Origin of the sequence: Tsuneonella litorea (genome assembly GCF_025154015.1) — a bacterium.
In the GTDB taxonomy this organism is placed as follows: domain Bacteria; phylum Pseudomonadota; class Alphaproteobacteria; order Sphingomonadales; family Sphingomonadaceae; genus Tsuneonella; species Tsuneonella litorea.
This window is the reverse complement of record NZ_JAOAMV010000002.1, coordinates 151,906-166,194: the sequence shown is the minus strand read 5'-3', so window position 1 is coordinate 166,194 and position 14,289 is coordinate 151,906. Positions and strand designations below refer to the sequence as shown.

Below are 14,289 nucleotides of genomic sequence, written 5' to 3'. Positions count from 1 at the left end.
GCCGATGACGGCGTATATCGATCCCAGTCGGGCGAATTTCGACGTTTTCAAGTCGCTGCCCCGCGACACGCCCATCCACATGCTCAATCTCCTGCGCTACCGCGACGAAGCCGAATATCCCGATGGCCATCCCAATGCGCAAAAGGGCTGGAGCGGGCGCCGCGCCTACGAGGAGTACGGGCGCACGAGCGGGCCGATCTTTCGCCGGGTAGGCGGAACCCTTGTGTGGAGAGGGGTGTTCGAAACGGTCGTGACAGGGCCGGACGCGATGACGTGGGACGACGGGTTCATCGCCGCCTATCCGAACGCCGCCGCATTCTTCGAGATGATCATGGACCCGGCCTACCAGCAGGCCGTCGTGAATCGCACGGCTGCCCTGGCGGACAGCCGCCTCGTCCGGTTCGCGCCCCGGGACGCGGGGGACGGCTTCTAGCCGAATACTTCGTCGAACAGCGAGAGCATGGCCGCCCAGCTCTGGCGATCCGCGCTGGCGTCGTAGGCGACCGGGCCGCCCGCCGGCGGGCGGTTCGGATTGGTGAACCCATGGACCACGCCGCTGTAGGCGTGAAAATGCCAGTTCGCGCCCGCCCGGTCCATTTCTTCCCAGAAGGCGACGACCTGTTCCCTCGGGACCAGCGGATCGGCGTCCCCATGACATACCAGGATGCGCGCCTTGACCGTCCCCGGTTCGGCCGGCGCGCCCGTGTCGAGCAGGCCATGGAAACTTGCGACGGCGACCAGGTCTGCGCCCTCGCGGGCCAGCTCAACCACTGCCTGGCCGCCCATGCAGAACCCGATCGCCGCCTGGCGCAAGCCCGGCGCCGCCCGGGACAACGCGTCGAGGGCTGCCGCCAGGCGCTTGCGATAGCGCGCGGGATCGGCCCGCAGATCGGTCGACAGCGCAACCGCCGCGGGAAAATCGGCCGGGCTTTGGCCGTAGAAGTCGGCGATCAGGGCGACATAGCCAGCCTCGGCCAGCGCCCTTGCCTTGGCTTCCACTGCCGGCGTCGGGTTCAGGATCGTCGGAAAGACGGCGACCGCCGCCCGGGGCTTGCCGACCGGCCTGTAGAGCATCCCGCTTAGGTCGACCGGCCCGTCGCGGTACGCGACCGGTTCCAACGTCACGCCTCCGGCAGGAAATCGGGGACCGACAGATATCGTTCGCCGGTATCGTAGTTGAAGCCCAAAACGCGCGAGCCCGCCGCCAGGTCGGGAAGCTTCTTCGCGATCGCCGCGAGCGTCGCTCCGCTGGAAATCCCGACCAGCAGGCCTTCTTCGGCCGCGCAGCGCCGCGCCATGTCCTTGGCGGCATCGGCATCGACCTGGATCGCCCCGTCGATCGCCCGCGTGTGGAGGTTGCCCGGGATGAAGCCGGCGCCGATCCCCTGGATCGGGTGCGGCCCCGGTTGCCCGCCCGAGATGACCGGTGAAAGCGCCGGCTCGACTGCGTAGGCTTTCATGGCCGGCCATTCGGCCTTCAGCACTTCTGCACAGCCAGTGAGGTGGCCGCCTGTTCCGACCCCGGTGATCAGCACGTCGACCGGCGCATCGGAGAAATCGACGATTATTTCGCGCGCTGTCGTCCTTGCGTGGACCGCCACGTTCGCCGGATTTTCGAACTGCTGCGGCATCCAGGCTCCGGGGGTCGATTCCACCAGTTCGCCGGCGCGCTCGAGTGCGCCCTTCATGCCCTTTTCCTTCGGCGTGAGGTCGAACGTAGCGCCATAGGCGAGCATGAGCCGCCGCCGTTCGAGGCTCATGCTCTCGGGCATGACGAGGACCAGCCGGTAACCTTTGACCGCGGCCACCATCGCCAGGCCGATCCCGGTGTTGCCGCTGGTCGGTTCGATGATCGTGCCGCCCGGTTTCAGGGCACCGGATTTCTCTGCGTCCTCGACCATGGCGAGCGCGATGCGGTCCTTGATCGAACCGCCCGGGTTGGTGCGTTCGCTCTTCACCCAGACCTCGTGGTCGGGGAACATTCGCGACAGGCGGATGTGCGGGGTGTTGCCGATGGTGGCAAGGACGCTGTCGGCTTTCATGGGGTCGCCTCCTGAGGTTGGTCTTTTCTCGATGGTGCCTTCGGATCAAAGGTCTTGGCAAGCCTGAGTTCCGGGAAGATCCGTACCCAGGCCAGCGTGATGGCGATCGCCGCGACACCGCCGAACACGACCGCTCCGACCGGACCGATCACCGAGGCCAGTAGGCCGGATTCGGTTTCGCCAAGCTCGTTCGACGCGGAAATGGTGAGCGCGGAAACGGCCCCGACGCGGCCGCGCATCTCGTCGGGCGTGTGAAGCTGGATCAGCGACTGGCGGACGTAGACCGAAACCATGTCGGCGGCCCCCGCGACGATCAGCGCGACAAGGCTGAGCCAGAAATGCGTCGAAAGGCCAAACGTCAAAATTGCCAGCGCGAAGACAATCACCGCGCCGATCATCTTGAGCCCGACCTCGGTCTTCATCGGGTAGATCGAGAACCAGATCGAAGCCGACGTGGCGCCGATCCCCATGCCCGCCGCAAGCAGTCCGAAACCGTCCGCGCCGACGTGGAGAATGTCGCGCGCGAAAACCGGCAGAAGCGCGGTCGCACCGGCGAGGAGCACGACGAACAGGTCGAGGGTAATCGCCGCCAGCACCAGCCGGTTGTCCCGCACGTACCGGAAACCGTCGATCACCCGGTGGATCGGCCGCCTGTCCTTCTGCACCGGCGGCTGCGGCACCGGCGAAATCAGGAATATCAGCAACAGCGAAATCGCGAGCATGGCCGATATGGCAACGTAGGCGACATCGGGATGGATCGCGTAGAGCACGCCGCCGACGCTTGGCCCCGCGATCATGCCGACCTGCCATGCCATCGAACTGACGGCGATGGCCGTGGGCAGCACTTCTCTGGGAACCAGGTTGGGAGCGAGCGCCGAGTAGGCCGGCCCCGAAAAGGCTCGCGCGATGCCGACGAACATCGCCGCGACGAACAGGAACGGCAAGGTCAGCTGGCCGCTCCACGTGAGGTAGCCCAGCCCGGCGGCATTGAGCGTCAACAGGAGCGTGGTCCAGCGTGCGATCCAGCGCCGGTCGAAAGTGTCGGCGACAAGGCCGACGACCGGGGTAAGCAGGAACAGTGGCACGAACTGGACGAGCCCGATCATGCCCAGCAGGAACGCCGCTTCCTTGATGTCCATTGTCTGCCGGGCGAGGGCATAGACTTGCCACCCGATGATGATTGCCTGGGCACTGACTGCGATCGTCCCCAGCAGTCGGGACAGGAAATAGGCCCGGAAGTTGGCAATCCGGATCGGATGGGGATGCGCGTTCACAGGGCGCGCCATGACAGGCGGCCCGGCGATTGCCAAGCAAGTGCTGCGCCTTGACCGCTAACGAAAAGTTGGCCCGGTAAGCGGACCCTGGTTCAGCGCGCCCGGCGCAACCGCGGGTTCGGCTGCAACGCTTCGATCACGCGGACGAAATTGTCGAGCCGGATAATCCGCTCGAACTGGAAGCCGGCACGCTCGTCGCGGGTCCAGATGACATAGGCCTCGATCCGTCCCACCTCGGGCAGGCGGATGATCACCCGGTCACCGCGCTGGAGGCCCTGCGCGTTGTCGACCATGAAGCCGTGCGCAGAGAGGTTAGCGACGTGCAGCTTGAGGTCGCCGTGCACCTGGTGCTCGGCAATGACCGGGTAATCGACCGGGTGCCGCGCGGCGCGGCGCAGATCGGTTACCGAAAGCTGAGCTCCGACAGACACTGGACCACGACCCTCCCTTTGCGTGTGGATAGGCGCCGTGATGACCGATAATCGCTGATATTGGGTTAAAGCGAGCGGACCTAAGTGAGGATTCCGTGCCGTTTCTTCCCCAGGCTCAATCGCCCCGGCCGGGCCGGCAGCGTAGGGTCGCTCACGGTTTCGCCGTCGAGCTTGACCGCGCCCTCCGCGATCTTGCGCTTCGCCTCTGCATTCGACGCGGCAAAGCCGATCGCGGTCAGCGCCGCGACGAACGTCATCCCCGGGGCAAGGTCGATCGTGGGAAGGTCCTCGCCGGCGCCGCCGCCCGCGAACGTCGTTGCGGCCGTGCTCTCGGCCGACCGCGCGGCCTCGTCTCCCCGGACAAGGCTTGTGACTTCATTCGCCAGCACGACCTTGGCCGCGTTGATCTCCGCGCCACCCAGTGCCTCGAGCCTTGCAATCTCGTCCAGTGGCAGGTCGGTGAACAGGCGCAGGAACCGGCCGACGTCGCGATCGTCGACGTTGCGCCAGTATTGCCAGAAATCGTAGCTCGGCAGCTGGTCCTCGTTGAGCCACACCGCGCCCGCGGCCGTCTTGCCCATTTTGGCTCCGTCCGCGGTCGTCAGCAGCGGCGTGGTCACACCGAACAGTTCGCGCCCTTCCATCCGGCGGGCGAGTTCCATGCCGTTGACGATATTGCCCCACTGATCGCTGCCGCCCATCTGCAGGCGGCATTCGTAGCGGCGGGCGAGTTCGAGGAAATCGTACGCCTGCAGGATCATGTAATTGAATTCGAGGAACGTCAGCGGTTGCTCGCGCTCGAGCCGCAGCTTCACCGAATCGAAGGTGAGCATGCGGTTGATCGTGAAGTGTGGGCCGACATCGCGCAGGAGTTCGACGTAGCCGAGCGCGCTCAGCCACTCGTCGTTGTCGACCATGATTGCGCCTGTCTCGCTGTCGTCGAACCGCAGGAGGTTCTCGAATACGGGGCGGATCGAGGCGATGTTGTCGCGGATCATCTCGGGAGTGAGAAGCTTGCGCGATTCGTCCTTGCCGGAGGGGTCGCCGACCTTGGTCGTACCGCCGCCCATCACGACGATCGGCTTGTGGCCCGCCTGCTGAAGGCGGCGGAGCATCATGATCTGGACCAGGCTGCCCACGTGAAGCGATGGGGCCGTGGCATCGAACCCGATATAGCCGGGCACGATCTGGCGCGCGGCGAGGGCGTCCAGACCCGCCGCGTCGGTCATCTGGTGGACATAGCCCCGCTCGTCGAGCAGGCGCAGCAGATCGGATTCGTACGCACTCATGGCGGCGGGCGGTTAGCACGGGGGCGCATACATGCAAACGTATCGGTTGGTGGCGCACGCGACGCACCCGCCGCGCAGGGTCAGGGGGATCGAGGCGCGGGTCGTCGGATTCGACGTGGACTGGCTTCGCGTTCGGTGGCGGATCGACGGGGCACAGGCGCTTGTCGTCCCCGCTTTCGGCGGGCGTGGGCGATCGGACGAGTTGTGGAAGACGACTTGCTTCGAGCTGTTTCTCCGGCCAGGTGACGGCGAGGCCTACACCGAACTCAACCTGTCGCCCTCTGAACGATGGGCGGCCTACGACTTCACGTCATACCGCGACGGGATGGAGGACCGGCCGGCATCCCGCGAACCCGATTGCACGATGCGCCTGGGCAGCAGTTTCGCGATCTTCGACGCGGCGATACCCCTCGATGTGCTGCCCCCCTTGCCGGCCGCGGCAAACTTCGCCTGCGTGATCGAGGAAGAGGGCGGAACGATGAGCTACTGGGCGATCGCGCATCCCGAAGCGAAACCCGATTTCCACGACCCGGCTTGCTTCGCGGCGAAGCTTGCGCCACCGCCAACGCCATGAAATTCGGTATCGACCGGCTGCTGAGCGAGCCGGATCTCCTGCAGGCGCTCAAAGGAAGGCGCGTCGCGCTGATAGCGCACCCGGCTTCGGTCACCGCGGGCCTGGCGCACAGCCTCGACGCACTGGTCGAAGTAGGGGTGAACATCACGAGCGCGTTCGGCCCCCAGCACGGTCTGAAGGGCGACAAGCAGGACAACATGGTCGAGACCGCGGACGAGGTCGATCCGCAGTACGGCATTCCCGTTTTCAGCCTGTACGGAGACGTGCGCCGGCCGACCGGCCAGATGATGAGCACCGCCGACGTGTTCCTGTTCGATCTGCAGGACCTGGGCTGCCGGATCTATACGTTCGTCACCACGCTGCTCTACCTTCTCGAGGCGGCTGCCGAGCACGGCAAGGAAGTCTGGGTGCTGGACCGGCCGAATCCCGCCGGGCGCCCGGTTGAGGGCACGCTGCTCGTCCCGGGGCAGGAAAGTTTCGTCGGCGCGGCCGAGATGCCCATGCGACACGGGCTGACGATGGGCGAAATGGGTCACTGGTTCATCCGCCGCTTCGGGCTCGACGTCGATTACCGCGTGATCGACATGCATCACTGGCTGCCCGAAGCCGGCCCCGGATATGGCTGGCCGACGGACCGGGTCTGGATCAATCCCAGCCCCAACGCGGCCAGCATCAACATGGCGCGTGCCTATGCCGGCACCGTAATGCTCGAAGGCACCAACCTGAGCGAAGGACGTGGCACCACACGGCCCCTCGAAGTCCTGTTCGGCGCGCCCGACCTCGACGGCGCTGCGGTGCTCGCCGAGATGAACCGCATCGCGCCCGAATGGCTCGCGGGGTGCGCACTTCGGCCCTGCTGGTTCGAGCCGACCTTTCACAAGCACGCCGGGCAATTGTGCGGCGGACTGATGATCCACGCGGAGCACGGATTCTACGATCACGTCTCGTTCAGCCCATGGCGCCTGCAGGCGCTCGCGTTCAAGGCGATCCGTACCCTTCGTTCGAACTATGACCTATGGCGGGATTTTCCGTACGAGTACGAATTCGATCGCCTCGCGATAGACGTCATTAACGGCGGCCCCGCCCTTCGCGAATGGGTGGACGATCCGTCTGCATCACCGGAGGATCTGGATCGCCAGGCGAGAGCCGACGAATACGCATGGAGGAGCGTCACGGCGGACTGCCTGCTCTACTGACCCGGCATACCCCCTTTTTTGCTTGACCCTGATCGGGTGGTATCAGAGGCTCTCGTCAAGACGGCGATCGATGCCGCGACGAGAGGATCGAATATGGCCAGTGCCCCGGCGCAAGTCGCCGCGCAGCGAGGAGTCTCAGCGACGCTGTGGATCCTCCTCATCGTGTACATCTTCAACTTTATCGACCGGCAGATCGTCAATATCCTCGCGGAGCCGATCGCCAAGGACCTGAGCCTGTCGGACACGCAGATCGGCCTGATGACCGGGCTCGCATTCGCATTGTTCTACACGGTCCTCGGACTGCCGATCGCGCGCTATGCGGACCGCCCGACGACGAATCGCCCACGCCTGATCGCAGTAGCGCTGGCCATCTGGTCAGCGATGACCGCCGTCTGCGGCATCGCACAGAACTTCGTGCAGCTTCTGCTTGCCCGGGTCGGGGTGGGGGTGGGCGAGGCCGGCTGCACGCCGGCGGCGCATTCGCTCATCTCGGACATCGTGCCCAAGGAACGCCGGGCGTCGGCGCTCGCGTTCTATGCGCTCGGGATACCGATCGGCACCCTGCTGGGCATGATCATCGGCGGATTGCTGGCCGACATGGTTGGGTGGCGGATGGCCTTCGTCGTCGTGGGCATTCCGGGGGTCGCGCTTGCCTTCGTCGTGATCGCGCTCCTCAAGGACCCGCGCCTGAGCGGACTTGCGGCAGCGGCTGCCGCAGAACCCGACAGCACGCTTCCCGGAAAGGCGCTGCATCAGCGCATTCGTGACATGCTGGCACCCGTGTTCGGATCGCCCGCGATGGTCTTGTTGCTGGTCGCCGCATCCAGCGCCTCGTTCCTCAGTTACGGCAAGACGACGTGGGCGACGATCTTCTTCCAGCGGACGCATGACCTGTCGCCGGGAGAGGTCGGGCTGTATTTCGGGATCATCAACGGCATCGCCGGGATATTCGGCACGATCCTGGGCGGCAAAATCGCCGATCGCTGGGGTGCGACCAACCGGCGGCACGTGCTGACGGCTCCGGCGGTCGGCATGGCGGTTGCCGCACCGATCGCCTATTTCGGCTATGCGGCGGCGGACTGGCGGGTGGCGCTTGCCCTGCTGTTCGTGCCGACGGTGCTCAACTCGCTCTATTACGGGCCGACCTATTCGAGCGCGCAGGGCCTTGTTCCGCTGCGGTCGCGCGCGATGGCGGCGGCCGTGCTGCTATTCTTCCAGAACCTGATCGGGCTGGGGTTCGGCCCGCTCCTGTTCGGGATGCTGTCGGACTGGATCAAGCCGAGTTTCGGCGAGGACAGCGTGCAGGTGGTCCTCTACACCGCGACGGCTCTCGGCCTCTTGCCGGCGTTCTTCTTCTGGCGTTGCAGCCTGCGCCTCAACAAGGAACTCGACCAGGCCGGATGACGCGGCCCCCGACCCCGGCTTGAAGGACCGCCGGCAGAAACAGACTATCCCTGCTTGCGGCTCAATTCCCGCATGGCATCGTCGAGGCCGTCGAGGGTCAGGGGATACATCCTGTCGTTGACCAGCTGCTTCATCAGCTTGGTCGACTGCGAATAGCCCCATTGCTGCTCGGGTACCGGGTTGAGCCAGACGGTCGCGGGATAGGTGTTGGTCACGCGATGCATCCACACCGCGCCGGCCTCTTCGTTCATGTGTTCGACGCTCCCGCCCGGATGGGTGATCTCGTAAGGGCTCATCGCCGCGTCGCCGACGAAGACGATCTTGTAGTCGTGGCCGAACTTGTGGAGCACGTCCCAGGTCTTGGTGCGCTCTGCCCAGCGCCGGCGATTGTCCTTCCACACGCCTTCGTAGAGGCAGTTGTGAAAGTAGAAGAATTCGAGGTTCTTGAATTCGGCTGTGGCGGCGCTGAACAGTTCCTCGACGAGCTTGATGAACGGGTCCATCGATCCGCCGACATCCAGGAATAGCAGCAGCTTGACCGCATTGTGCCGCTCGGGCCGCATATGGATGTCGAGCCAGCCCTGCTTGGCGGTCCCTTCGATCGTGGCATCGAGATCGAGCTCGTCGGCGGCACCCTCGCGCGCGAAGCGGCGCAGGCGGCGAAGCGCCATCTTGATGTTCCGGGTGCCGAGCTCGCGCGTGTTGTCGAGGTTCCTGAACTCGCGCTTCTCCCACACCTTGAGCGCGCGCTTGTGCTTGCTCTCGCCGCCGATGCGGACACCCTCCGGGTTGTAGCCCCCGTGCCCGAACGGACTCGTGCCCCCGGTGCCGATCCACTTGTTGCCGCCCTCGTGGCGCTTCTGCTGCTCCTCGAGCCGCTTCTTGAGCGTCTCCATGATCTCGTCCCACGAGCCGAGCGACTTGATCGCCTCCATCTCCTCGGGGGTCAGGAACTTCTCGGCCACGGCCTTCAGCCAGTCCTCCGGAATGTCGACCTGCTTCTGGCCGTAATCGGACAGGATGCCCTTGAAGACCTTCTGGAAGACCTGGTCGAACCGATCGATCAGCCCTTCGTCCTTCACGAACGTTGCGCGGCTGAGATAATAGAACGCCTCGGGCGTCTGCTCTATCACGTCCTTGTCGAGCGCCTCGAGAAGGGTGAGGTGTTCCTTGAAGCTCGCGGGGATCCCCGCGGCGCGCAGCTCGTCGACGAAGTTGAAGAACATGGTGCGCTGCATATCGCGCCGCGCGCGCCGGCGCCAGCTTGCTTGGCGCAGGTTTTCGCCGGCCGCTTAAAGCTTCGCTAACCATGGCCTCCTAAGCAACTGGCGACGCGAACGCGAACAGGGGACGTATGGAACAGATCGCCATCGACAGCACTGCCGGCAAGGGCATCGACCGGATTTCCGCCAGTTGCGGCGACGTGACCGTGGGGTGCACCGATGTGGCTGGCATCATTCACTCTGTCATGCTGTCGTCGGAGCGCCTGCGGGACGAACATTCGGCCCTGCAGAAAACCGTATCCGCCCTGGAAACCGACCAGATGCGGGTGGCCCAGGCCAGCGACGAGGCGCGTCTGCTGTCCGAGCGCGCGATCGAGCGGCTCGGCGAGGGCTCGACGCTGATCCAGTCCTCGCTCGACCAGATCACCGAACTGCTCGAGCTCGTGGAGACGCTGACCCAGCACGTGACCGGCTTCGCAGCGGCGATGGCCCAGGTACGCTCCAGCGCGCAGGAAATCGACCAGATCGCCGAAACTACCAACATTCTCGCCCTCAACGCGACGATCGAGGCGATGCGCGCGGGCGACGCAGGGCGTACGTTCGCAGTGGTCGCCAACGAGGTGAAGAGTCTCGCCAGCGACACGCGCCGGGCGACCGAAGAGATCGGGCGGACGATCGACACCCTTGGTGCCGAAGCCGACGAGGTGATCGCCAAGATCGAACGCGGCGGCAAGGCAAGCGGCGAGGCGAAGGTTTCGGTCGGGCAGATCCAGCACACGATGCGCTCGGTCAACGAGCTGATCGTCGAGGTCGACGGTCAGAATGACCAGATCACGCGTGCCACCGCGACGATCAGCGACCATGTCAACGGGGTCCAGGCCATGCTCGATTCGTTCGACAGCGCGGCGGTCGACAACGAGGAGAAGCTGTCGCGGGCGCACCTGCGGATCGAGGAACTCGAACTGACGGCAAGCGCGATGTTCGACGAGATCGTCAAAGCCGGCCTCTCCCCCCGCGACAGCATGATGGTCGACAAGGCGCAAGGATTCGCGCGCGAGATCGTCGCGGTCGCTGAAGCGGCGATCGCGGAGGGCAAGCTGTCGGCCTCCGCGCTTTTCGACCAGGATTATCGCGAAGTACCCAACTCGAACCCGCCGCGTTTCCGTACCGCGCTCAGCGACTGGGCAGACGCGCACTGGCGGCCGATCAACGATCGGCTGCTTGCCGAGGGCGGACCGGTCAAGATGTGCAGCCAGGCGGACATGCGCGGGTTCCTTCCGACCCATGTCACCGATCGGTCGCGCCAACCGACCGGAGATCTCGCGCACGACACGAAGTATTGCCGCAATGGCCGGATCCTGTTCGACGCGATCGATCGCAAGGCAAAGGCGAGCGGGGATCCCTACATGATGGCCGTCTATCGCCAGGAAGGCGACGGCACGACCTACGAGGTCGTCCGAAACGTCTATGTCCCGCTGGTGATCAACGGCCGCCGCTGGGGCGACTTCGAGCTGGCCTACGTTCTCTGAGGCGCGTTACGACGCCAGTCGAAGACGAATATGATCGAAAGTCGGCCCGTACAGGCGCTGGTGGAACTGCACGCCGACGTAACCCTCCTCCTGCCACCTTACGGTGGCCGGGAAAGGACCGATCGTCTCGATCCGCAAGGTCAGCTCCATGCCGGGCAGGAGACTGGAAAACTTGTCGAAGAAGCGGCAGCCGGATTCCGATAGATCCTTGATCGGGACGTCGCGTCGCAGCCCGCTTCCGGTGCGGTAGTGACCCCAGACCTCTAGGGGATGTCGTCCATCCCTGCGCGCCTCGCCCATATGAGCAGATTCTCTTTTTGCGTACCCTTGCCGCGAGAGTAGCGGGTGGGGCAACTCGATGCAAAAGCTTAGTCCGGCTTTTCCGCTGAGCGGGGGTGGCGGCAGGCCTTCCACGCGCTCCAGAGCAGGATCGCAGCCCACGACACGCCAATCGCTGCTGCATTCGCCTGTCCCCAGCGGTGGGGAAACGCGATTGCCGGCAGTGCGAGAACCGGCGCGGCGGCGCACAGGAGTGCGAGCGGCAGGGCGCGCTGACGCCACAGGGCAAGCCCCGCCGCGGCGGATAGCGCCGAAAGCAGACCGAACTTGATCCACACGGGCCACGGCAGGATTGCCAGGCGAGTCGCGGGATCGGCAAGGTCGGCGTTCAGCGAGAGCAGGATCGCGTTCTCGACTGCATCGGCCGTGCCCGCGACCGGCGCGAGCCAGGCGACCGCGCGCCAGCGCGGCGCATCGAGGTCCGCTGCGCTCATCCGGAAGAACGCGACCAGAAACGAGGCATAAGCGAGCATGAACAGGTAATCGAGCAGGTTGCCCGCCCGGAATCCCGCCAGCCGGGCTTCGCGCGACGGGTCCGCGCCGGTTCCGAATACCGCCGCGAGATCGCGCGCGTCACGGGCGAATTCGAAAGCGAGCATCGGCGCGGTCACGCGGGAATCCGCCAGCGGCTGCGCGAGCGAAACGGGCACGAACAGCCCGAAGGCGAGCGCGATCAGCAAGGTTGCCGCGCCCCATGCGAGACAGGCGCGCCAGCTTTCCCAAGCGGCGCGCGGCAAGCGCCTCAGGCCCCCTGCCGCCGCGCCATGAAGGCCAGCCGCTCGAACAGCATCACGTCCTGCTCGTTCTTGAGGAGTGCCCCGTGCAGCGGCGGAATCGCTTTGGTCGGGTCACGGTCCTGCAGCACCTCGAGCGGCATATCTTCATTCAGCAGCAGCTTGAGCCAGTCGAGCAGCTCGCTCGTCGAGGGCTTCTTCTTGAGGCCGGGCACTTCGCGGATCTCGTAGAAGACGTCCATCGCCTTGGTCACCAGCATCTTCTGGATGCCGGGATAGTGCACCTCGATGATCTCGCGCATCGTCTCGCGGTCGGGGAACTTGATGTAGTGGAAGAAACACCGCCGCAGGAATGCGTCGGGCAATTCCTTCTCGTTGTTCGAGGTGATGACGACGATCGGGCGCTCCTTTGCCTCGATCGTCTCCTGCGTCTCGTAGACGTCGAACCGCATCCGGTCGAGTTCCTGCAGGAGGTCGTTCGGAAACTCGATGTCGGCCTTGTCGATCTCGTCGATCAGAAGCACCGGCAGCTGCTCAGAGGTGAACGCTTCCCACAGCTTCCCACGCTTGATGTAGTTGCGGATGTCGTGGACGCGTTCTTCGCCCAGCTGACCGTCGCGCAGGCGCGCGACCGCGTCGTATTCGTAGAGGCCCTGATGCGCCTTGGTCGTCGACTTGACGTTCCATTCGATCAAGGGGGCGTCGATCGCCTTGGCGATTTCATAGGCGAGGACGGTCTTGCCGGTGCCGGGCTCGCCCTTGACCAGCAGGGGGCGGCGCAGCGTGACCGCCGCGTTGACCGCGACCTTGAGGTCCTCGGTCGCGATGTAACTGCTGGTGCCTTCGAAGCGATCGACCATGTCCGTTTCCCTGTGCAACTTTACGTGTGCGTTAAGGGCGCGCGACAAAGAGGGCAAGGGCTAGGGTGGCGAAGCGGCCAGCAGACGTTGCGACAGCAGCTCGAACTTCGTCAGGTCGAGCGAGGAGGCCGGATCGTTCCAGCTCATCGCCAGCACTCGCCAGTCGCCCGCCCGGTCCTGGAGGAGCCACGACATGTTGAGCACGCCGGGTTCGGAGCCGCCCTTGTAACCGACATATCGCCAATCGCCGCGTCGGGCCGCTGGCATTGCCGGATTGACGGCCATGATTTGCCGCGCGGTCGGGTCCTCAAGCGCGACGATACGCGCCATCAGCCGCCGCAGGTCCTCGGCGCTGGCGAACCATTCGAGCGATTCGATCATCTTCGGCTCGCTGAACGCAGGCGGGACGACCGAAGCCGGATCGCGGTCGATTCGCTGCGCAAGCTCCTCGACAAGAGTGCGTTGTCGCTCTTTCGGTGCATTCACGAAAGCGCGAGCGGACGCCGCATCGCCTTTTAGGGCAAACAACTCCATGGTGGTGAGGAAGGGGAACATGCGCTCGGGCGCCGTATGACCGCTCGCTTTCACCTCCTCTTGTATCGCCGCCCGGCCGAGGGTTCGTATCAGTTGATCGGTTGCAGTATTGTCGCTCTCGGAGATCATCATCGACGCCAGCGTGTGCAGCGTCAGCGGAGCGCTGGCGGGCCAGTTCTGCAGCCGTCCGCTGGGGAAGCTGCGCGCCTCGAGCGTCACCACATCGTCCCAGCGGCGCGCGCCGTGAGCGATTTCGTGGGCGAGGGCGGATAGCACGTAGAGCTTGAAGGTCGATCCGATTGCCATGTGCGAGCCTGGATTGACCGCGACGATCGAGGGTTTAGCTGGGTCCAGCGGGGCATAGACGACGCTGATCTTGCCGGGCAAATCGGCCAGCTCCGCGCCGATCGACGCAATGCTGTCGCCTGCTGGCTTGATATCGTTAAGCAACAGTCCGGCGACCTTCCCGTCCCGTGCCAGCGTCATCGGTCCCGCGATCGTTGCCCGTTCGAATCGCAACCGCACAGTTGCCGAATCGACGCTGGTGGGCTCGACGGCTTCGAGCCCGACGAATGGCCCGAACTGACCTTCAAGTTGTGTCTTGAGTGCCGCCAACTGCTGCTCTGGAACCGCGGCGAGAAATGCGGGTGCAAAGACCATCTGCGCGGATACCTCTCCCCGCCAGACGGCAACGACGCCCTCGGCAGCGCGCTGGACGGCGCTCGTTTGCTGCTGAACCGTGGAGACGTCCTGCGCGGCCGACACCGTCGCTTGGAGGGCAAGCAGCGGGATGAGAAAGAGAAACCGTTTCGCCATTGGGCGAGCATAGTAGAAGCAATGGCCTTATCAACCGGCCCAGG

15 protein-coding genes are annotated in these 14,289 nt (G+C 65.0%); 5 read left to right on the top strand and 10 right to left on the bottom strand.

The features are described from left to right. The first annotated feature begins 4 nt into the window (after positions 1–4). Complete coding sequence (locus tag N0B51_RS04245; protein WP_259960987.1) at positions 5–433, top strand: DUF1330 domain-containing protein; 429 nt, start codon at positions 5–7, stop codon at positions 431–433. On the opposite strand, the gene N0B51_RS04240 is transcribed toward N0B51_RS04245, so the two are convergent. From N0B51_RS04240 to tyrS, 5 genes are all read right to left on the bottom strand, one after another. After that, positions 430–1,125 (bottom strand): dienelactone hydrolase family protein, encoded by a 696-nt coding sequence (locus tag N0B51_RS04240; protein WP_259960985.1) that lies wholly within the window; start codon positions 1,123–1,125, stop codon positions 430–432. The two genes, N0B51_RS04245 and N0B51_RS04240, sit on opposite strands and share 4 nt — an antisense overlap. Further along, positions 1,122–2,042, bottom strand: coding sequence for a cysteine synthase A (gene cysK, locus N0B51_RS04235; RefSeq protein WP_259960983.1), 921 nt, complete (start codon positions 2,040–2,042; stop codon positions 1,122–1,124). Before cysK ends, N0B51_RS04240 begins: the two co-directional genes overlap by 4 nt. Continuing rightward, positions 2,039–3,328, bottom strand: coding sequence for an MFS transporter (locus tag N0B51_RS04230; protein WP_259960982.1), 1,290 nt, complete (start codon positions 3,326–3,328; stop codon positions 2,039–2,041). The genes cysK and N0B51_RS04230 overlap by 4 nt, the downstream gene beginning before the upstream one ends. Positions 3,329–3,408: 80 nt before the next feature. After that, complete coding sequence (locus N0B51_RS04225; RefSeq protein ID WP_259960981.1) at positions 3,409–3,747, bottom strand: PilZ domain-containing protein; 339 nt, start codon at positions 3,745–3,747, stop codon at positions 3,409–3,411. Positions 3,748–3,827: 80 nt separating this feature from the next. Then, entirely contained in the window at positions 3,828–5,036 is a 1,209-nt protein-coding gene (gene tyrS, locus N0B51_RS04220) for a tyrosine--tRNA ligase (protein ID WP_259960980.1), read from the bottom strand. Positions 5,037–5,067: 31 nt separating this feature from the next. Between tyrS and N0B51_RS04215 the strand changes: the two genes are divergently transcribed. From N0B51_RS04215 to N0B51_RS04205, 3 genes are all read left to right on the top strand, one after another. Beyond that, positions 5,068–5,610: a DOMON-like domain-containing protein gene (locus N0B51_RS04215; protein WP_259960979.1), complete on the top strand. Its 543-nt coding sequence runs from the start codon at positions 5,068–5,070 to the stop codon at positions 5,608–5,610. Next, the gene (locus N0B51_RS04210; RefSeq protein WP_259960977.1) at positions 5,607–6,806 is read left to right on the top strand and encodes an exo-beta-N-acetylmuramidase NamZ family protein; all 1,200 of its coding nucleotides are present in this window, start codon (positions 5,607–5,609) and stop codon (positions 6,804–6,806) included. The genes N0B51_RS04215 and N0B51_RS04210 overlap by 4 nt, the downstream gene beginning before the upstream one ends. 93 nt (positions 6,807–6,899) lie before the next feature. Next, positions 6,900–8,210 (top strand): spinster family MFS transporter, encoded by a 1,311-nt coding sequence (locus tag N0B51_RS04205; RefSeq protein ID WP_259960976.1) that lies wholly within the window; start codon positions 6,900–6,902, stop codon positions 8,208–8,210. A 44-nt stretch (positions 8,211–8,254) separates the two neighbouring features. Here N0B51_RS04205 and N0B51_RS04200 read toward each other — a convergent pair whose 3' ends face one another. Beyond that, on the bottom strand, positions 8,255–9,436 hold the full coding sequence (locus N0B51_RS04200; protein ID WP_259961466.1) for a vWA domain-containing protein: 1,182 nt from the start codon (positions 9,434–9,436) through the stop codon (positions 8,255–8,257). Positions 9,437–9,564: 128 nt separating this feature from the next. Here N0B51_RS04200 and N0B51_RS04195 point away from each other — a divergent pair, with 128 nt between their 5' ends. Beyond that, entirely contained in the window at positions 9,565–10,962 is a 1,398-nt protein-coding gene (locus N0B51_RS04195) for a methyl-accepting chemotaxis protein (RefSeq protein WP_259960975.1), read from the top strand. 6 nt (positions 10,963–10,968) lie between these two features. Here the strand turns inward: N0B51_RS04195 and N0B51_RS04190 are convergent, their stop codons facing one another. The 4 genes from N0B51_RS04190 to N0B51_RS04175 form a co-directional block, all read right to left on the bottom strand. Further along, positions 10,969–11,262, bottom strand: a complete 294-nt coding sequence (locus N0B51_RS04190) for a PilZ domain-containing protein (RefSeq protein ID WP_259960974.1) — start codon at positions 11,260–11,262, stop codon at positions 10,969–10,971. 68 nt (positions 11,263–11,330) lie between these two features. Further along, the gene (locus N0B51_RS04185; protein WP_259960973.1) at positions 11,331–12,038 is read right to left on the bottom strand and encodes a hypothetical protein; all 708 of its coding nucleotides are present in this window, start codon (positions 12,036–12,038) and stop codon (positions 11,331–11,333) included. 5 nt (positions 12,039–12,043) lie between these two features. Further along, positions 12,044–12,895: an AAA family ATPase gene (locus tag N0B51_RS04180; RefSeq protein WP_259960972.1), complete on the bottom strand. Its 852-nt coding sequence runs from the start codon at positions 12,893–12,895 to the stop codon at positions 12,044–12,046. 60 nt (positions 12,896–12,955) lie between these two features. Further along, positions 12,956–14,245: a serine hydrolase gene (locus N0B51_RS04175; protein WP_259960971.1), complete on the bottom strand. Its 1,290-nt coding sequence runs from the start codon at positions 14,243–14,245 to the stop codon at positions 12,956–12,958. Positions 14,246–14,289 lie beyond the last annotated feature (44 nt).